Annotated in this window: 15 protein-coding genes; 6 read left to right on the forward strand and 9 right to left on the reverse strand. The window is 52.6% G+C overall.

The window, feature by feature from the left end; genetic code table 11:
* The 6 genes from EHN13_RS05520 to EHN13_RS05545 form a co-directional block, all read right to left on the reverse strand.
* Positions 1–997, reverse strand: a 997-nt coding sequence (locus tag EHN13_RS05520) for an amino acid permease (protein ID WP_124021021.1), incomplete at its 3' end; no start/stop codon positions are given.
* A gap of 142 nt (positions 998–1,139) precedes the next feature.
* A complete protein-coding gene (gene gabT, locus EHN13_RS05525) occupies positions 1,140–2,423 on the reverse strand; it encodes a 4-aminobutyrate--2-oxoglutarate transaminase (protein WP_124021022.1) in 1,284 nt (427 codons plus the stop codon).
* Positions 2,424–2,448: 25 nt separating this feature from the next.
* On the reverse strand, positions 2,449–3,897 hold the full coding sequence (gabD, locus tag EHN13_RS05530) for an NADP-dependent succinate-semialdehyde dehydrogenase (protein WP_048212989.1): 1,449 nt from the start codon (positions 3,895–3,897) through the stop codon (positions 2,449–2,451).
* A 23-nt stretch (positions 3,898–3,920) separates the two neighbouring features.
* Entirely contained in the window at positions 3,921–5,189 is a 1,269-nt protein-coding gene (lhgO, locus tag EHN13_RS05535; RefSeq protein WP_124021023.1) for an L-2-hydroxyglutarate oxidase, read from the reverse strand.
* A gap of 19 nt (positions 5,190–5,208) precedes the next feature.
* Positions 5,209–6,186 (reverse strand): glutarate dioxygenase GlaH, encoded by a 978-nt coding sequence (gene glaH, locus EHN13_RS05540; RefSeq protein WP_048212987.1) that lies wholly within the window; start codon positions 6,184–6,186, stop codon positions 5,209–5,211.
* 259 nt (positions 6,187–6,445) lie between these two features.
* Complete coding sequence (locus tag EHN13_RS05545; protein ID WP_048212986.1) at positions 6,446–7,048, reverse strand: short chain dehydrogenase; 603 nt, start codon at positions 7,046–7,048, stop codon at positions 6,446–6,448.
* Positions 7,049–7,146: 98 nt separating this feature from the next.
* Between EHN13_RS05545 and EHN13_RS05550 the strand changes: the two genes are divergently transcribed.
* Positions 7,147–8,043 (forward strand): LysR family transcriptional regulator, encoded by an 897-nt coding sequence (locus EHN13_RS05550; protein WP_124021024.1) that lies wholly within the window; start codon positions 7,147–7,149, stop codon positions 8,041–8,043.
* A 91-nt stretch (positions 8,044–8,134) separates the two neighbouring features.
* On the opposite strand, the gene EHN13_RS05555 is transcribed toward EHN13_RS05550, so the two are convergent.
* From EHN13_RS05555 to EHN13_RS05565, 3 genes are read right to left on the reverse strand one after another with little or no spacing between them, the layout of a single operon-like run.
* Positions 8,135–9,649, reverse strand: coding sequence for a tripartite tricarboxylate transporter permease (locus tag EHN13_RS05555; RefSeq protein WP_115601608.1), 1,515 nt, complete (start codon positions 9,647–9,649; stop codon positions 8,135–8,137).
* A gap of 10 nt (positions 9,650–9,659) precedes the next feature.
* Positions 9,660–10,094: a tripartite tricarboxylate transporter TctB family protein gene (locus EHN13_RS05560; RefSeq protein ID WP_086523429.1), complete on the reverse strand. Its 435-nt coding sequence runs from the start codon at positions 10,092–10,094 to the stop codon at positions 9,660–9,662.
* A gap of 14 nt (positions 10,095–10,108) precedes the next feature.
* Positions 10,109–11,086 carry a Bug family tripartite tricarboxylate transporter substrate binding protein gene (locus EHN13_RS05565; protein WP_061068421.1) on the reverse strand — a complete coding sequence of 326 codons (978 nt, stop codon included), beginning with the start codon at positions 11,084–11,086 and terminating at the stop codon, positions 10,109–10,111.
* A 153-nt stretch (positions 11,087–11,239) separates the two neighbouring features.
* Between EHN13_RS05565 and tctD the strand changes: the two genes are divergently transcribed.
* The 5 genes from tctD to EHN13_RS05590 all read left to right on the forward strand — a co-directional run bounded on the left by tctD (position 11,240) and on the right by EHN13_RS05590 (position 17,014).
* Entirely contained in the window at positions 11,240–11,914 is a 675-nt protein-coding gene (gene tctD / locus EHN13_RS05570) for a transcriptional regulator TctD (RefSeq protein ID WP_048212982.1), read from the forward strand.
* A complete protein-coding gene (locus EHN13_RS05575) occupies positions 11,901–13,313 on the forward strand; it encodes a sensor histidine kinase (RefSeq protein WP_124021025.1) in 1,413 nt (470 codons plus the stop codon). The genes tctD and EHN13_RS05575 overlap by 14 nt, the downstream gene beginning before the upstream one ends.
* A gap of 450 nt (positions 13,314–13,763) precedes the next feature.
* Positions 13,764–15,179: an undecaprenyl-phosphate glucose phosphotransferase gene (locus EHN13_RS05580; RefSeq protein WP_061068418.1), complete on the forward strand. Its 1,416-nt coding sequence runs from the start codon at positions 13,764–13,766 to the stop codon at positions 15,177–15,179.
* A complete protein-coding gene (locus tag EHN13_RS05585) occupies positions 15,169–16,455 on the forward strand; it encodes an outer membrane beta-barrel protein (protein ID WP_048212979.1) in 1,287 nt (428 codons plus the stop codon). Before EHN13_RS05580 ends, EHN13_RS05585 begins: the two co-directional genes overlap by 11 nt.
* A gap of 1 nt (position 16,456) precedes the next feature.
* Positions 16,457–17,014: a polysaccharide biosynthesis/export family protein gene (locus tag EHN13_RS05590; protein ID WP_048212978.1), complete on the forward strand. Its 558-nt coding sequence runs from the start codon at positions 16,457–16,459 to the stop codon at positions 17,012–17,014.

Genomic DNA, 17,014 nt, shown 5'->3' on the forward strand with positions numbered 1-17,014 from the left:
TTTTACTGCGGTTTGTTTTACCCATAAAGGCGGGGGCATCGCCACGACGGCTCAGGGAATAGAGCATGCGTGATGATGTATACAGCGCGGAGTTGAGACAGCTAGTCACCGACAGCAAAATGACGCAATCCATGATCAGTTTCGCGTGTGGGATATGCAGTAGCTCCAGCACCGAGCGGTAAGAACCGACTTCTTTCAGTCCCGGCATGTTCCACGGGATCAGTGCCACCACCACAAAAATAGAGCACAGATAGAAGATGGAGATACGCCAGATAACCGAGTTGGTGGCGCGAACGATATGTTTATCCGGGGTATCGGATTCGGCGGCGGCGATGGTAACTATCTCTGCGCCCATAAAGGAGAACATGGTGATTAACATTGCGCTGATCACGGCGCCAAAACCGTTGGGCATAAAGCCGCCCTGATCCCACAGGCGCGAAACCCCGCTGACCTCAGCGTAGGGATAGAAGCCGCTAATCGCCGCTGCGCCGAGGGTGATAAACGCCAGAATGGCAATCACTTTGCACAGCGCCAGCCAGAACTCGAACTCACCGTAATTTTTGACGCTCAGCAAATTACTGCCGGTTAATGCCAGCGTGATAACCAGAGAAAACAGCCAGATAGGAATGCCAGGCACCCAGGAGTGAAGAATGATGGCGGCGATATTCGCCTCCAGCGGGATAACCAACACCCAGAACCACCAGTACAACCAGCCGATGGTGTAACCCGCCCAAGGGCCGATGGCCTTATCGGCGTATGTGGAAAAAGAACCGGTATCCGGTGTGGCGACGGCCATTTCGGCCAACATGCGCATAATCATCACCACCAGCAATCCGGCGAACAGATAGGCTAATAATACTGCGGGACCGGCTTCTGCAATCGCCACGCTTGAACCGACAAACAGACTTGCGCCGATTACCCCGGCAATAGACAGCATGGTGACGTGGCGTGATTTCAGCCCGCCCCCTAAATCATGTGATTGTGACAGTTGCCCCATCTTTAAACCTCTCGAAAGTATTTCACTTGGGAGAGCACCCCGGCATTCCCGCGCCGGGGCACGCGTATTATTGTTATTGACCCTGTTTGCCGGATGGCGGCTCCGCCTTATCCGGCTTAAAACTCCCCGTTTTGATACGGGTTTAACCCTGTTTTGCCTCGGCAAAACACTGGGCGATAATGTCCAGCCCCTGGCGGATTTGCGCATCTTCAATGGTCAACGGGACAAGTATGCGCAGCACGTTGTAGTAAGACCCGCAGGAGAGCAGGATCAGCCCTTTATCTCGCGCACGCGCGACAATTTCGGCGGTCAGTTTAGCGTCTGGTTTCGTGTGGTCGCCATCTTCGAACAGTTCGATAGCAATCATCGCGCCCAGCCCGCGTACGTCGCCAATCTCGCGGTGGGTTTCCGCGATAGCCAGCAGGCCTTCACGCAGGGTTTGCCCCAGCTCGTTGGCTTTTTGCAGCAGATCTTCCTGCTCGAAAATGTTCAGTACCGCCAGCGCAGCGGCACAGGCAATTGGGTTACCGGCATAGGTACCGCCCAGACCGCCCGGTGGAATAGCGTCCATGACGTCGGCGCGTCCGGTCACGCCGGCCAGTGGGAAGCCTCCGGCGATGGATTTAGCGAAGGTGGTGAGATCGGGCGCAACGCCCATCTGCTCCATGGCAAACAACGTACCGGTACGACCCGCGCCGCTCTGTACTTCATCGGCAATCAGCATGATCCCGTGTTCGTCACAAATGGCGCGCAGGCGCTGCATAAAGGCCGGCGAGGCGGCGTAAAAACCCCCCTCGCCCTGAACGGGTTCAATCACGATGGCGGCAACGTCTTCCGGCGCGGCATCGTTTTTGAAGATGCGATGAATGCTGGCGATAGCATCGTCGTCACTGATGCCGTGCAGCGGGCACGGGTAAAGCGCGCGATACACGTGGCCCGGCATCAGTCCCATTCCGGCAGAGTATGGGTTCACTTTCCCTGTCAGCGACAGGGTGTAGTGGGTACGGCCGTGGTAAGCACCGCTAAAGGCGATGGTCCCGGTACGTTTGGTGGCGGCGCGAGCGATTTTTACCGCGTTTTCCACCGCTTCGGAGCCGGTGGTGACTAGCAGTGTTTTCTTGGCGAAATCACCCGGCACTTTCTTGTTCATGATTTCGCACAGCTCCAGGTATGGCTCATAGGCCAGTACCTGGAAACAGGTATGGGACAGCTTTTTCAACTGCGCTTCTACCGCAGAGACAATCTGCGGATGCAGGTGCCCGGTATTCAACACTGCAATACCTCCGGCAAAATCGAGGAATTCACGGCCTTCAACGTCCCAGACCCGACAGTTTTCTGCACGCTCGGCGAAAATTGGATGGATCTGGCCTACGCCACGGGGAACGGCGTTGCTGCGACGTTGCATGAGTTCTTTGTTGGTGCTCATCAGGTGTTCTCCAGTATTTATTTTATTAAAGGCCGATACACATATATTTGATTTCTAAGTAGTCTTCGATGCCGTATTTTGATCCTTCACGGCCAAGACCGGAGGCTTTGATTCCCCCAAACGGGGCAACTTCATTTGAGATGATGCCGGTATTAATCCCGACGATGCCGTACTCCAGCGCTTCGCCAACGCGGAAGACGCGGCTTAAATCTCGGGCGTAGAAGTAGGCCGCCAGCCCAAATTCGGTGTCGTTGGCCTGAGCAATGACGTCCGCTTCATCTTTAAAGCGAAACAGCGGCGCCAGTGGGCCAAACGTCTCTTCTTTGGCGACTTTCGCGTTGTCAGGCACATCTACCAGAATGGTGGGCTGGAAGAAGTTACCGCCGAGCGCATGAGGTTTACCGCCCGCGATAATGCGCGCGCCTTTATCCAGAGCATCAGCGATGTGTTCCTGCACTTTGGCAACCGCTTTATCGTCGATCAGCGGTCCGGTAGTGACCTCTGGTTGCAGACCATCGCCGAGATGCAGTTTGCTCACCGCCTGCTGAAGTTTTTCGGCAAAACGCTCATACACGCCGTCCTGAACGTACAGGCGGTTGGCGCAGACGCAGGTTTGCCCGGCGTTACGGAATTTCGAGGCCAGCGCACCTTCCACGGCTTTATCAAGGTCGGCATCGTCAAAGACGATAAATGGCGCATTGCCGCCCAGTTCCAGCGACACCTTCTTGATATCTTTGGCGCACTGTTGCATTAGCTGACGGCCAATTTCGGTTGAGCCGGTAAACGACAGCTTGCGTACCAGCGGGTTGCCAGTCAGCTCATTACCGACCGCGCTCGCAGAACCGGTCACCACGCTGAAAACACCTGCCGGGATCCCGGCGCGATTAGCCAGCTCTGCCAGCGCCAGCGCGGAGAATGGCGTCTGGCTGGCGGGTTTAAGCACCATCGTGCAACCTGCTGCCAGCGCCGGACCGGCTTTACGGGTGATCATCGCTGAGGGAAAGTTCCACGGCGTAATCGCGGCGGTAACGCCGATCGGCTGCTTAATGACGATCAGGCGTTTGTCGGCCTGATGACCAGGGATCGTATCGCCATAAATGCGTTTGCCCTCTTCGGCAAACCATTCAATAAATGAGGCGGCATAGGTGATTTCGCCTTTGGCTTCCGCCAGCGGTTTGCCCTGTTCCAGGGTCATCAGACGGGCGAGATCGTCCTGATGTTCAATCATCAGGTTGAACCAGCGGCGCAGGATGTTGGCCCGCTCTTTGGCGGTTAGCGCCCGCCACGCGGGCAGGGCGCGATTCGCGGCGTTAATCGCTTCGCGGGTTTCATCCGCCCCCATTTTCGGTACGCTACCTAATTTCTGACCGTTGGCGGGGTTGGTCACCGCGAGGGTCTCGCCGCTGTTGGCGTCACGCCAGTGGCCGTCGATCAGTGCCTGCTGGCGAAACAAGGTGGGATCGTTAAGTTGCATAATTGCTTCCTGTCTTAAAAAGGTTAACGGGTGAATGCGGCGTGTAATGTCTCCACGCTACGTGCCGCACGCAGCGTGCGTCCGGGATTACTCTGGTTCTCCAGCAGCGCATGAACTTTGCTGACAATATGTGCACCGATAGGGATTGCCGATGTTGCCGCCGGAGAAGGCGCGTTACAGGTGTGAATTGAGCGTGGCGTGGTGACAAACAGAAAATCGTCAATTAGCTTGCCATCAGGTGATACCGCCTGTGCCCGCACGCCCGCAGGCCACGGTTGCAGATCCTTAAGCGTCAGGCTCGGGCAATACTTTTGCACCAGCCGCAAATATCCGCTTTTGCACAGCGAGTTCTTCATTTCGCCAAGCCCGGATCGCAGGTTGTTTTGCAGCACGCGGCGAATACCAGAAGAGCCGAGGATCTCCAGCGTATCGCTGAGCGAGAAGTCACGCTTACGGTAGCCTTCACGTTTAAATGCCAGCACGGCGTTGGGGCCGACCGTGACGCTGCCGTCAATCATCCGGGTCAGATGAACACCGAGAAACGGCATCGCCGGATCGGGGATGGGGTAGATCAGATGGTTAACTATCTGATTATGTTCTGGCGCCAGACGGAAATATTCGCCACGGAACGGACAGATGATAAAGCCAGGTTCAACGCCGAGCATTTTCACCAGTCGGTCCGCCATCAGGCCAGAACAACTAATCAGCGTCGCGCCTTCATATTCCTGGCCCTGACGGGTATGGACAATCACGCCCGCAGCGTGCTCTTTCAGCGCGCTGACCTCGGCGTTGTAAATAATCTCACCGCCTTTGGCCTGGAAAATCTTCGCCATCGCGGCGGTGACTTCGCGGTAGCTGACGATCCCGCTCGACGGGACAAAAATCCCGCCCAGCCCGGTAATGTTTGGCTCACGCTCATGCAATTCTTCGGCGTTTAACCACTCGCGCTCTAAACCGTTAGCGGCAGTGCGATCCCATAACGCGCGCATCCGCTCCATTTCCAGCTCTGAGGTGGCGACCAGCATCTTTCCGCAGACGTCATAGCGGATGCCGTTTTGGTCGCAAAAGGCTTTGGTGGCGCGATTTCCGGCCAGGCAAAACTGCGCCTTCAGGCTGCCGGGGGTGTAATAGACCCCGGCATGAATGACACCGCTGTTGTGGCCCGTCTGGTGGCAGGCCGGGCCGGACTCTTTTTCCAGTAGCGCGATTCTGGCGTCCGGATAGACATCAATCAGTTGCATGGCGGTCGACATGCCGATAATGCCGCCGCCAATAATCACAAAATCATACATCCGCTTTTTTCCTTCGCGCTTACTGATGAGTCTGGTAGTGGTTTGTCGCGTAAGCGAAATAGCCACGCTGGCGCATCAGTTCGCGGCGCAGGTCTGGGTGCGAGGTGAAACGATCGCGACCGTGCAGCCAGAACAGGTTGTTGATCAACAGGAATTTACCCACTGAAACCGGTACGGAAATAATACTTTTGCTGGTTTCCAGCGCGTCGGACAGGTCGCTCAGCCAGACGCCTTCTTCATAGTCTTTTGGCTGGACGAACTGGTCGATGTAGCGCATCACCGGACGACCCTGCTGGTCAACGTCAAATACCGGATGGAACACGTCCTGGCTCACGTTTTTGCTTGGCGGCGCGGCAAAGCGCATGGGGCGACGCGCCAGCGGGTGGGTAAAGTACTGATCCAGATGTTCCCAGTCGTCAAGGTGCAGCAGCAGCGAGTTACCGCCGGTCATGTTCTGCTCGTCAATTTTCATCATCAGCACATAGTCGGTGATTTCTTCGAGGTAGGTTCCGTCGTTATGTAGCTCCATAACACGGTGCGGCTGGCGCAGATAGCTGTCTGAGTTATCAACGTTTTTCACCACAAAACGCGCATAGTATTGCCCGCTCATCGCATCAAAATTCGAGCGTCCGATAAGATGCGCTACCGCCGTGGCCAGCTTGACCATCTCTTCCGCCTGCGCCACATCATCCACGCCCACGGCATTGATCAGCAGTGCGCCTTCGGCACGATCGAGCAACGTTTTCAGCAACAGAGGCTGCAACTGATTGCCGCACAGGTCATCGAGGATTTTGCCGACTTTGAAGCGCAAGAAAGATTTGTATTCCAGGGCCTGTACCGGCCACTGCGCCACGGCCTGCAGAAATTGCTCAGTGGTCTCAGCGGAAAAAGTCAGCTCCAGCAGGCGTGGGGACTGGGCTGATGGTTTCAGCGTGAAACCGCTGTAGTGCTGGGCTGGATCTTCAGCGTTCGGTTTTACGGCAGTCAGTGCGTTCATCAAATCGTTCCTCTCAGTAGATTGTCAGGGAGATATGGCGCAGCTCGTTTCGTAGCCATAAATTAAAAATATCTACATTTTTGAAAAACGCGCACATAATGAGCTTGTTTGTTTATTATTTGTGATCAAAAGCAACAAATATTTAACATTATAAAAGGTGAGGTTAAATGAAAAACGCGGGAGATAAACTGGAGAATGTTATTTAGAAACAGAGGATTAATAATACTGCCGCTGCAGGGGCACAGCGGCAGTAAAAATGTTAGTAACCGACTTTATAAATACGTCCGGTTTGAATGCCTTCCACGCTGCGGCGGTAAGCGTTGGCCACAGTTGCCGCTGGCACACTTTCAAAGCCTGGGAAGAATCCATCGTAGGCTTCAGCAGATTCACTCAGTACGGTCGGGCTTATCAGGTTAATACGCTGACCACGTTCCAGCTCACAGGCAGCCGCGCGCACAAATCCTTCCAGCCCGGCATTGATCGTTGCCGCATTTGCCCCCTGGGCAATGGGCTCATGGGCGATAATGCCGCTGATAAGCGTAATGGAACCGCCATCATTCAGGTAATGTTGCCCGGTTAAGGCCAGACGCACCTGGCCTAACAACTTATCCTGCAGGCCCTGATTAAATTCACTGTCGGTCATCGTTGATAGCGGGCCAAAGAACAGATTGCCGGTGGCGGAAACAATCGCATCCACGCGTCCTGTTTTTTCAAATAGCGCCTGTACGCTCTCTTGTGAGGTGATATCGACCTGGTAATCACCCTGCGTGCGGCCCACGCGGATAACCTCATGTTTACGGCTCAACGTCTCTGTGACTGCACGACCCACTGTACCGCTGGCACCAATAATGACGATTTTCATAACCACCTCCGCAATAGTGTGAGTCGCTATTCTTTAATGAAAATGAAATCAGATAAACTGGTTAAAAGTTAGATGATTGCTAACCAGAGGTTTGTAATATGGATAAGCTGCGCAGCATGGAAACGTTTATCGCGGTGGTGGAAAGTGGAAGCTTTACCGGTGCGGCAACGCGACTGGAGATATCTGCGGTGATGGTGGGGAAATATATCGCCCTGCTGGAAGCGCAGCTCGGTACGCGTCTGCTGGAACGTAACACACGCCGTCAGAGTCTGACCGACGCCGGGCGCGTCTATTTTGAAGAAGCCCGTCGCGTGCTGGAGCAGGTATCGATAGCCGAACGTTCGGTAGAGCGTCTGCGGCTGGCACCAGCAGGGACGCTACGCATAAGCGCGCCCACGTCTTTTGGCGCCTGTGTTATCTCGCCGCTGGCCGCGGGTTTTTTGCAAACCTGGCCAGAGGTACGCATTGAGTTAGATCTGACTAACCGAATGGTGGATCTGGTCGATGAAGGTGTCGATCTGGCGATACGTATTGGTGATATTCATCAGACGGATGTGGTGGCGAAATATCTGTGTCCGTACCGTATGGCCATCTGTGCGTCGCCGGACTATCTTGCCCGATACGGCACTCCTCGAACGCCCGTGGATCTGGTGGATCATCTGTGTTTGTCGCATACCGTGTGGACGGCACGTAATGAATGGAAACTGCCGGGTGTGGTGGGTGAGGTCAGGTGGAAACGTGATGCGATTCTACGCTGTAATGATGGCCACGGCCTGCGTATGGCGGCGGTAGCGGGAGCCGGGCTGCTGTTACAACCAGAGGTTTTATTGGCAGAAGAGCTCGCGAATGGTCGGCTGGTCCGGGTGCTGGAGGGGTTTACGCCAGAGCCGCGGCCAATTCATTTGTTGTGGCGCCAGGATTTGCGTCCACTGCCCAAGTTGACGCAGTTTGTTGAACATGTGCTGGAAGGAACGCTGGGGCTGCGCGGAAAATAAAAATGCCGGATGGCGTTGCGCTTATCCGGCCTACAACCGAGCCAAATTGTAGGCCGGATAGGGCGCAATAGCGCCGCCATCCGGCAATTTGTTAGCCGATGTCCACCTGCGGCTTATTGTTGCGTTTGCGGATCAGGCGCAGCACTGGCGGGATAACGATAACCATGACCGCCATCACCAGCAGGACTTTCGCCACGCCGCTGGCCCACAGAATATCCATGCTGCCATTACTGATGGACAGGGCGCGACGCAGGTTCTGCTCCAGCATTTCCCCGAGCACAAATCCGAGAATTAACGGAGACATCGGGAAGTGCATTTTACGCAAAATGTATCCCAGTACGCCGAGACCGACCATCAGTACCAGATCGAAGGTCGTACTGTGGACGGCATACACGCCGACCGCCGAAACCGCCGCAATGGCCGGAACCAGGAACCACAGCGGAATGGTCAGCATGCGGGTGAACAGACCGATTAACGGAATGTTCATCACCAGCAGCATCACGTTGGCAATCAGCAGCGCCGCGATCAGTCCCCAGACGATATCCGGTTGTTCGGTGAACATTGCCGGGCCTGGCGTGATGTTGTACAGCGTCAGCGCACCCATCATTACCGCCGTGGTGCCCGAACCTGGTACGCCGAGCGTCAGCATTGGGATAAACGAGCCACAGGCCGAGGCATTGTTGGCCGCCTCAGGTGCGGCAACACCACGAATGTCCCCCTTCCCAAAGCTGTCGCTGTTACCGCTGAGCTTCTTCTCGGTCATGTAGGTGATAGCACTGGCGATGGTGGCCCCTGCGCCGGGCAGGACGCCGACGAAAAAGCCAATCACCGATGAACGCAGGGTGGCCCCTACGCACTGCGCGCCTTCTTTGGCGTTGAACAACATACGGCCCGTTTTACGTACCAGCGTCTGACCACTGCTGGTATGTTCCAGCATTAATAATATTTCTGAGACAGAGAACAGCCCAATCACTACCACGATAAATTGCACACCGTCGGAGAGATGAACACTGTCAAAGGTGAAGCGATAAACCCCGGTGTTGGCGTCTACGCCGACGGTCGCGAGTCCGAGACCGATAAGCGCTGCCAGAAATGATTTCAGTGGGTTCTGCGCCATCATGCTGCCGAGACAGGCAATGGCGAAGACCATTAAGGCAAAGTATTCTGCAGGACCGAATGACAGCGACCATTGTGCTAACGCCGGGGCAAACAGAATGATGCCGCCGATAGCGATAAGCGAACCGAAGAAAGAACTGACCGCTGAGATAGAAAGCGCCACGCCGCCGCGTCCCTGTTGGGCCATTGGATAGCCGTCAAGGGCGGTCATAATGGCTGCCGCATCGCCAGGAACATTGAGCAGGATAGAGGAGATGCGCCCGCCGTACTCGCAGCCGATATAAACAGTCGCCAACAGGATCAGCGCAGATTCCGCAGGGAGATGCAAAGCGAAGGCCAGCGGCAGCAGGATCGCCACGCCATTGATCGGCCCCAGGCCCGGCAGCAACCCAACGATGGTGCCGACAAAGCAGCCGATCAAGGCAATAACCAGGTTTTCCGGTGTCATCGCCACTGCGAAACCCTGAGAAAGATAAATCCAGGTATCCATCGTTTCTCCGTTAACCCAGCCAGGCGCCGAGTGGTAAGGTGACGTCAAGCAGTCGGTCGAAGGCGTACCACAACAGAATGCCGAGAACCGAACCGGAAATGCCCGCTGCCGGGATGGTTGCGCCGAACAGCATGCCAATCACCACGGTGAGAATGGCAGTGGCAATGGGAAAGCCCAACCATTCAAACCCCCAGGCGTACATCAGCAGCACAATCACCATCGTGAGCAACTTTTTCAGCACGTGGCGGCGAGGCCAACTGATGGTGTCCGGGTGGCGCAACAGCAGCGCGACGGCACACAAGAGCATCAAGCTAATAATGCCAAGCGGAAAGGGACGCGGCCCAACGGGTTCATAGCTGTATTCGCTGCTGATTTGCCAGGCCACGAACAGCCCGGCTATACAGAGCAACAGCCAGATACCCGCGAAAATACGATCGCTCATCATCTTTGCCCCCGGGCTTATTTCGCCAGACCGAAGGCTTTTGCCTGCTCACGATAATCGGTGACCTGTTTCTTCACGTAGTCATCGAGTTGCTTACCGCTCATGTTGAACTCGAACAGGCCACGCAGATCACGCTGCTTTTTAAATTCGTCGGTCTGTTGGAGCTTATTAAAGGCATCAACCCACCACTGGTAATCCGCATCGCTCACTTTTGGCCCAACGTAGAAGCCACGAATAATCGGCCAAACAAGGTCATAGCCCTGCTCTTTGGCGGTAGGGACATTGGCTAACTGGCCCGGCAGACGTTCATCAGAGAACACCGCGAGTACGCGGATCTTGTCGCCGCTGAGATAGGGCACCATTTCACTGAGATCGCCGGAAACCACCTGGACGTGATTGCCCATCAACGCGGTCACCGGTTCGCCACCCCCCTCGAAGGCGACGTAGCGCATTTTGTGCGGATCAACGTTGGCTTTTTGCGCCAGCAGCGCCGACTTCATCCAGTCCTGGCTACCGATAGAAGCACCCGCGCCAATCACCACGCTGTTGGGATCTTTCTCCATGGCAGTCAGCAGGTCTTTCAGCGTCTTCCAGGGGGAATCACTACGCACGGCAATCATGCCGTAGTCAGTGCCTACACTTGCCAGCCAACGCACGTCATCGACGCCATAGCGGCCGAATTTACCTTGCGACAGATTTAGCAGGGAGCCGCCGGAGAAGGCCACGACGGTTCCGGCTTCGGCAGGACGTTGCGCGACGATAGCGTTATAGGCCACGGCACCCACGCCACCGGGCATATAGGTCACGCGCATCGGTTTTTCGATGGCGCCAGTTTCCATCATGCTCACCTGAATCAGCTTACAGGTGAGGTCGAACCCACCGCCGGGTTTTGCCGGAGCAATGCATTCGGTGCGCGATGGCGCTTGTTCGGCTAAAGCAGAAGTACTCATCAATAAAATGCTTGCAGTAAGGGTACGAAGTAATTGTTTTTTCATTGTTTATCCTCACGCCGGAAAACCGGATTTTCGGGTACGGAAGAAGATTTTTGTGATTATGTGAGCCGATGTGTAGCGGTTCGGTTGCGTGATTGTTAAAACATTAACCTTTCAATTCCCTTTCAATGCGGCAGAAACTTTACAGGATGTGATATGCGTCTCTTATTAGCGGAAGATAACCGTGAGTTAGCTCACTGGCTGGAGAAAGCGCTGGTGCAAAACGGTTTTGCCGTCGACTGCGTGTTTGATGGCCAGTCGGCCGATCATCTTTTACACAGTGAAACCTACGCGCTGGCGGTACTGGATATCAACATGCCGGGGTTGGATGGTCTGGAAGTCGTCCAGCGCCTACGCAAACGCGGGCAGACGCTGCCGGTTTTGTTGCTGACGGCGCGCAGCGCGGTAGCCGATCGGGTGAAGGGACTGAACGTCGGGGCCGATGATTATCTGGCTAAGCCGTTTGAGATTGAAGAGCTTGATGCCCGGCTGCGGGCCTTGCTGCGGCGTAGCGCAGGCCAGGTGCAAGGGATACAGCAACTGGGGGCGTTAGCGTTTCATGATGAAGGTTACTTTCTGTTGCAAGGACAACCGTTGGCGCTTACGCCGCGTGAGCAGGCCCTGCTGACAGTCCTGATGTACCGTCGACTGCGTCCGGTTTCACGTCAACAGTTGTTTGAGCAGGTGTTCAGTTTGAGCGATGAGGTCAGCCCCGAAAGCATTGAGCTGTATATCCATCGGTTGCGGAAGAAACTGCAAGGGAGCGACGTGCGTATAGCCACGCTGCGTGGCCTGGGTTATGTGCTGGAACGCTGCGATGAGATGGGTTAAGCCCCAGTCGTTGTACCTGCAACTGCTGATGTTTCTGGGGCTACCGCTGCTGTTGCTGTGGGGACTCTCGGCGTTTAACAGCTACGTTAGCGCATTACAGGCCGCGACGCAGGCGTATGACCGGACGCTGTTCTCATCGGCCAGAACGGTTTCTGAGCGGCTGGTGGTGCGCAATAAACACCTGGAAGTCAACGTGCCGTGGGTGGTACTGGACAGCTTTGAACTGAACATGAACGACAGGCTGTATTACAAGGTGGTCGATCCGGCGGGGAAGGTTATCTCGGGCTATGACGATTTACCGGCCATGCCGCCCGCGACCTCGCGTACCCGGCTGTATCCGGCGTTAGCGTGGTTTTATCACACGGAATATCGCGGTGAGGCGATCCGCGTGGCACGCCTGCTCCAGCCGGTCAATGAGGGCGGTATTGTCGGCATGGCTGAAATTTATGTCGCCGAAACGCTGCAATCGCGGCGCTATCTGGCGCGACAGCTGCTGTTTTCCTCGTGGGTTTCGCAAGGGCTGCTGGTGCTGCTCACCTTGGTTCTGGTCGGCTGGCTGCTGCGCCGGGTGTTACGCCCGATGCGCCAGCTGTCTTCGCTGATGGTGCGTCGTGAGCCGGGGCTACTGACGCCGCTGCCTGAGCTGCTGCCGTGGTCGGAAACCCGTTTGCTGATTGTCGCGTTCAACCGCTATATCGATCGACTGCGAGGGCTTATCTCCCGCCAGGAACGCTTCAGCGCAGATGCTTCCCATCAGCTCAAAACACCACTGGCAGTGCTGAAAACTCAGGCGGCGGTGGCTCTCGCCAGTCAGCAGCCGCAGCAGTGGTACGAGAGTCTGCAAGCCATGAGTACCACGCTGGATAACACTATTCAGCTGACGGAAAGGTTGTTACAGCTTTCAGCGGTGAAGCGTAAAGAGCAAGGGGAAAGGCACTTTTCGCCCGTTAATCTGTATGACGTGGTGCAAACCAGCTGTTTTACCCGTCTGGCGCAGGCGCGCAGTAAAGCTATCGATCTGGGGTATGAAGGGAAGCAGGAGGCGCTGTGGATTGAAGGGGATGAGGTGCTACTCGGTGAACTGTGCGGAAATCTGCTGGATAATGCGCTGAAATATACGCCAGCGCAGGGCGTGGTGACGGCGCGTTTAATGTGCGAGGGAGAAGCTGTGGTGCTGGTGGTTGAAGATAGCGGGCCAGGTATTGATGCACAACAGGTGCATCAGGCGTTACAGCCCTTTCATCGTCTGGATAACGTCGGCAACGTCCCGGGGGCAGGGATAGGCCTGGCTCTGGTCAACGATATTGCGCGTCTACACCGTACACACCCGCAGTTGTCGCGCAGCGATACGTTAGGAGGACTGAGCGTACGAGTACGATTTTTAAGCATCACGAACTGATATCTTTATTTCACTGGTGCAGATTATTCTTAAGAAAATTACAGATAAGAAAGCCGATCATTATTAATAATAACGGAAAGTGATTTATTGATCTCATCTGTATTGCGGTGCAGTTAATTAATTTCAACGGCTATTTAGGGGAAAAAGAGAAACGATTTATGCTATTCGTCATACATATAACGGCTTTTCATAGTCTACGAAGTGCTATCTGTCAATAACGGTTGTGTTGTAAATTCTCATCTTTTTTGGCGGTGGTGATAAAACGTTCATTCGGAAATTAATGATGAAAATCATAATGATATAAATGGAATGTGGGTGATAGTCACACTAGTCAACATTATTTTTTACATTTACTGACAATGTACCATTGCGTTTTTTAGACTTGTGATATAATTAGCAACATGAAAAGAGAAAAAAACAATTAAATATCAATAAATAATGGGCTGAGATATGCTTAAAAATTCGCTAAAGATTAGCAGTCAAGGATATCCAGTCTTTTTAAAACTGGTCGATTTTATTGTAATCAATATTACATTAATTTTTAGCGCCCATCTGTTAAATATGGTGCCGTTTAAGACCATTGTCATTCTGAGCATCCTCTTCTCAGTGTTTTTCCTGTTGCTTGCTGAATACACAAAAATGTACCAGCAGAAGATAAAAACCATCGGCATACGTAACCAAAAACGGCTGCTTTTCTGTACGCTGCTGGCAATCTCGTTCAACGAAGTGATCAGCATGACGGTGGCCGAACCGGAGTCACTTGGATACCTGACAAGTCTGACACCGTCATTTTTATCCCCTATTGTTTACTGGTATTTCATTCCTTTACCTTTTCTTTATTTTATTCGCTTTTTCATTTTTAAATATTCAACGAAAAAAAATATTCGTGTGGCGATTATTGGTCTTACCGACAACGGCGTGGCAGCAGAAAATGCATTGATAGCTGAATACTCCAATATCAAATTAGATTTGGCTTTTTATGATGAACGCGCGTTGTCCCGCTGTGGTGATATCGTGGATAAGATAAAAAGTCCCTTTCGCGGTCCTGTCATTAATCTGGTTGAAGAGGCTAAGCAAGGGAATATCGACGAGATCTATATCGCATTGCCGATGGTGGCATTACATCGTATTCGTCACTTTTTGGCCATGATGTCAGATACCACGGTAGATACCTATATTGTTCCTGATTTTTATACCTACAGTAACAATATGTCCAAGCTGCGCTCGATCCACAACCTGCAAACCATTGGCATTTTTAGCTCACCGTTTGAAGGGGCCGGTTCATTTATTAAACGTGCGGAAGACCTGATTCTCGGTAGTATCATTATGGTGATGATCTCCTCACTGATGTTAGCGATTGCTATTGGTATTAAACTTACCTCCCGTGGTCCGGTGTTTTTCAAACAAGATCGATACGGCCTGAGCGGACAAAAAATTAAGGTATGGAAGTTTCGCTCGATGCGAGTTATGGAGAATTCCGATACGGTTATCCAGGCCACTAAGAATGATCCGCGCGTGACAAAATTTGGTAGTTTCTTGCGACGCACCTCTCTTGATGAACTCCCGCAATTCATTAATGTATTGCAGGGAAGTATGTCTATTGTCGGTCCCAGACCTCATGCGGTTACGCATAATGAACAGTACCGCAAACAGGTCGAAAACTACATGATCCGCCATAAAGTTAAGCCGGGGATCACCGGGCTTGCGCAGATTAACGGTTTCCGTGGGGAAATCGATGCACTTTATAAGATGGAAAAGCGCGTTCAGTATGATATTGAATATATTCAAAACTGGTCGTTATGGCTGGATATAAAAATTATTATTAAAACTATTTTCAAAGGATTTGTCGGTAAGAATGCATACTAAATTAATAGTTATTACCGGAATCGTGATATCGCAGTCCGCATGGGCTGATCTAACGCCGAAATCACACATTGGCTTTGCGGGGATCGACTTCCAGGGCCAAGCTGCTGTGGATTACGGTTATGATGATAACGTAACTTATCAGCCCCATAACCGCGATGCGATAGGTTCAGCGTTCCAGAGCGCGGCACCTGTGTTTAGTATGATCGGTGAGCGCGGACAGGATAAGTATTTGCTAATGTATTCAGGCGATTATCGTAACTACTCAAGCGATTCTGCCGATAACTATAACGACCATTTTTTCCGTTTTAACGGTGCCTGGCGTTATGGGCAAATGCACGGCTTAACCCTGAATCTGGAAGATTCAATTGGGCATGAATCTCGCGGCCGCGATATCACAGAGGGCTTTTTGCCGAACCAGTTCCGCCAGTATGGAATTAACTCTCCGCTGACGAATAATTTTATCAACAGTGAGTTGCGCTATAGCTATGGCGCACCAGATGGACGCGGCAAAGCGGAACTGGCACTGTTGTATAAAAAACTGACGTTCGGGAATACCTCGGATGTGCAGGATACCAGCCCGGATTTTTACAATTATATTCAGCAGCAGGAATGGCATGAAAATAGTCTGGTGGCTGAAATTTTTGACCAATACACCTCCAGAACGCGCTTTCGCTATAGTTTTATTACTAATCAGCGTCACTATGATAACAACTCAGAAAAAGACAGTAATGAATACTATTTGCTTTACGGTCTGAAATCGCAGTTGACGGGGAAAACCAACGTCGACATGAATATTTCATGGCTGTACAAAACATTTGAAAATGCCGCAAACTCGAGTGATTTTAATGGTCTAAACTGGGATATAAAGGGGGAGTGGAAGCCGTTAAATCAGTCAGTCTTCACCGCCCATTCTGCTCAAAGTATTAAAGATCCCTCGGAAGTTGGGGGGTATATCTTAGTGACTGAGTATGGGATTTCTTACCAGCATTTCTGGCTGGGCAATCGTTTTTCTACTTTGCTGGACTACTCATACACCACGGAAGACTATAAAAAACAGAACAAGGATCGACATGATAAAAATGGTGTATTTAGTGTAACCATGAGCTATGACTACACGCCGTCTGTCAATTTTGAGATTAAATATCAATTAGATACCTTGAATTCAAATAAGGATACTGATTCGTTTTATATCGGTCCCGACGACAGTAAGGAAGTCATTAGAACGTTGGGTTATGATAATTCTATGATTATGCTTAAAGCTAAGGTTCAGATCTAAAATGAAAATAATAGAACTGTGCGCGTTTTTGCTATTCAGTATCCTGTTGGTCGGATGCACAACGTCCAGGCCACCATTAATGGACGATCCTGCTGCGGTGGCAGAGGATTACCGAATTGGGGCGGGGGATACTGTCAATATCGTTGTTTACGGGGAACCCGAAATGACGATGAAATTTATCGTGGATAAGAGTGGAACAATAAACTTCCCTTATATCGGCGTGCTGGGTTTAAAAGATAAAACACCAGAACAGGTGAATATTGAATTAACTCAACGCTTGCGCAACGGGTACATGGTTAATCCCATGGTGACCGTGAGTCTTGCCGAGTTCCGCAAATTCTACGTGTCAGGGGAAGTAAAAAGCCCGAATGGATTCGCCTGGGAGCCGGGACTTACCGTAGAGAAAGCTATTGCTCAGGCGGGGGGATTTACTGACCGTGCAGATCGCAAAGATATCAACATTCGCCTCTCCGGTAGTAATCAGCTACTTGAGAATGTTGATTTAACGCACTCTGTTCGTCCTGGGGATGTCGTGATTATTGGCATGGGGTTCTTCTAA

Source organism: Citrobacter youngae (genome assembly GCF_003818115.1).
Taxonomy (GTDB): domain Bacteria; phylum Pseudomonadota; class Gammaproteobacteria; order Enterobacterales; family Enterobacteriaceae; genus Citrobacter; species Citrobacter youngae.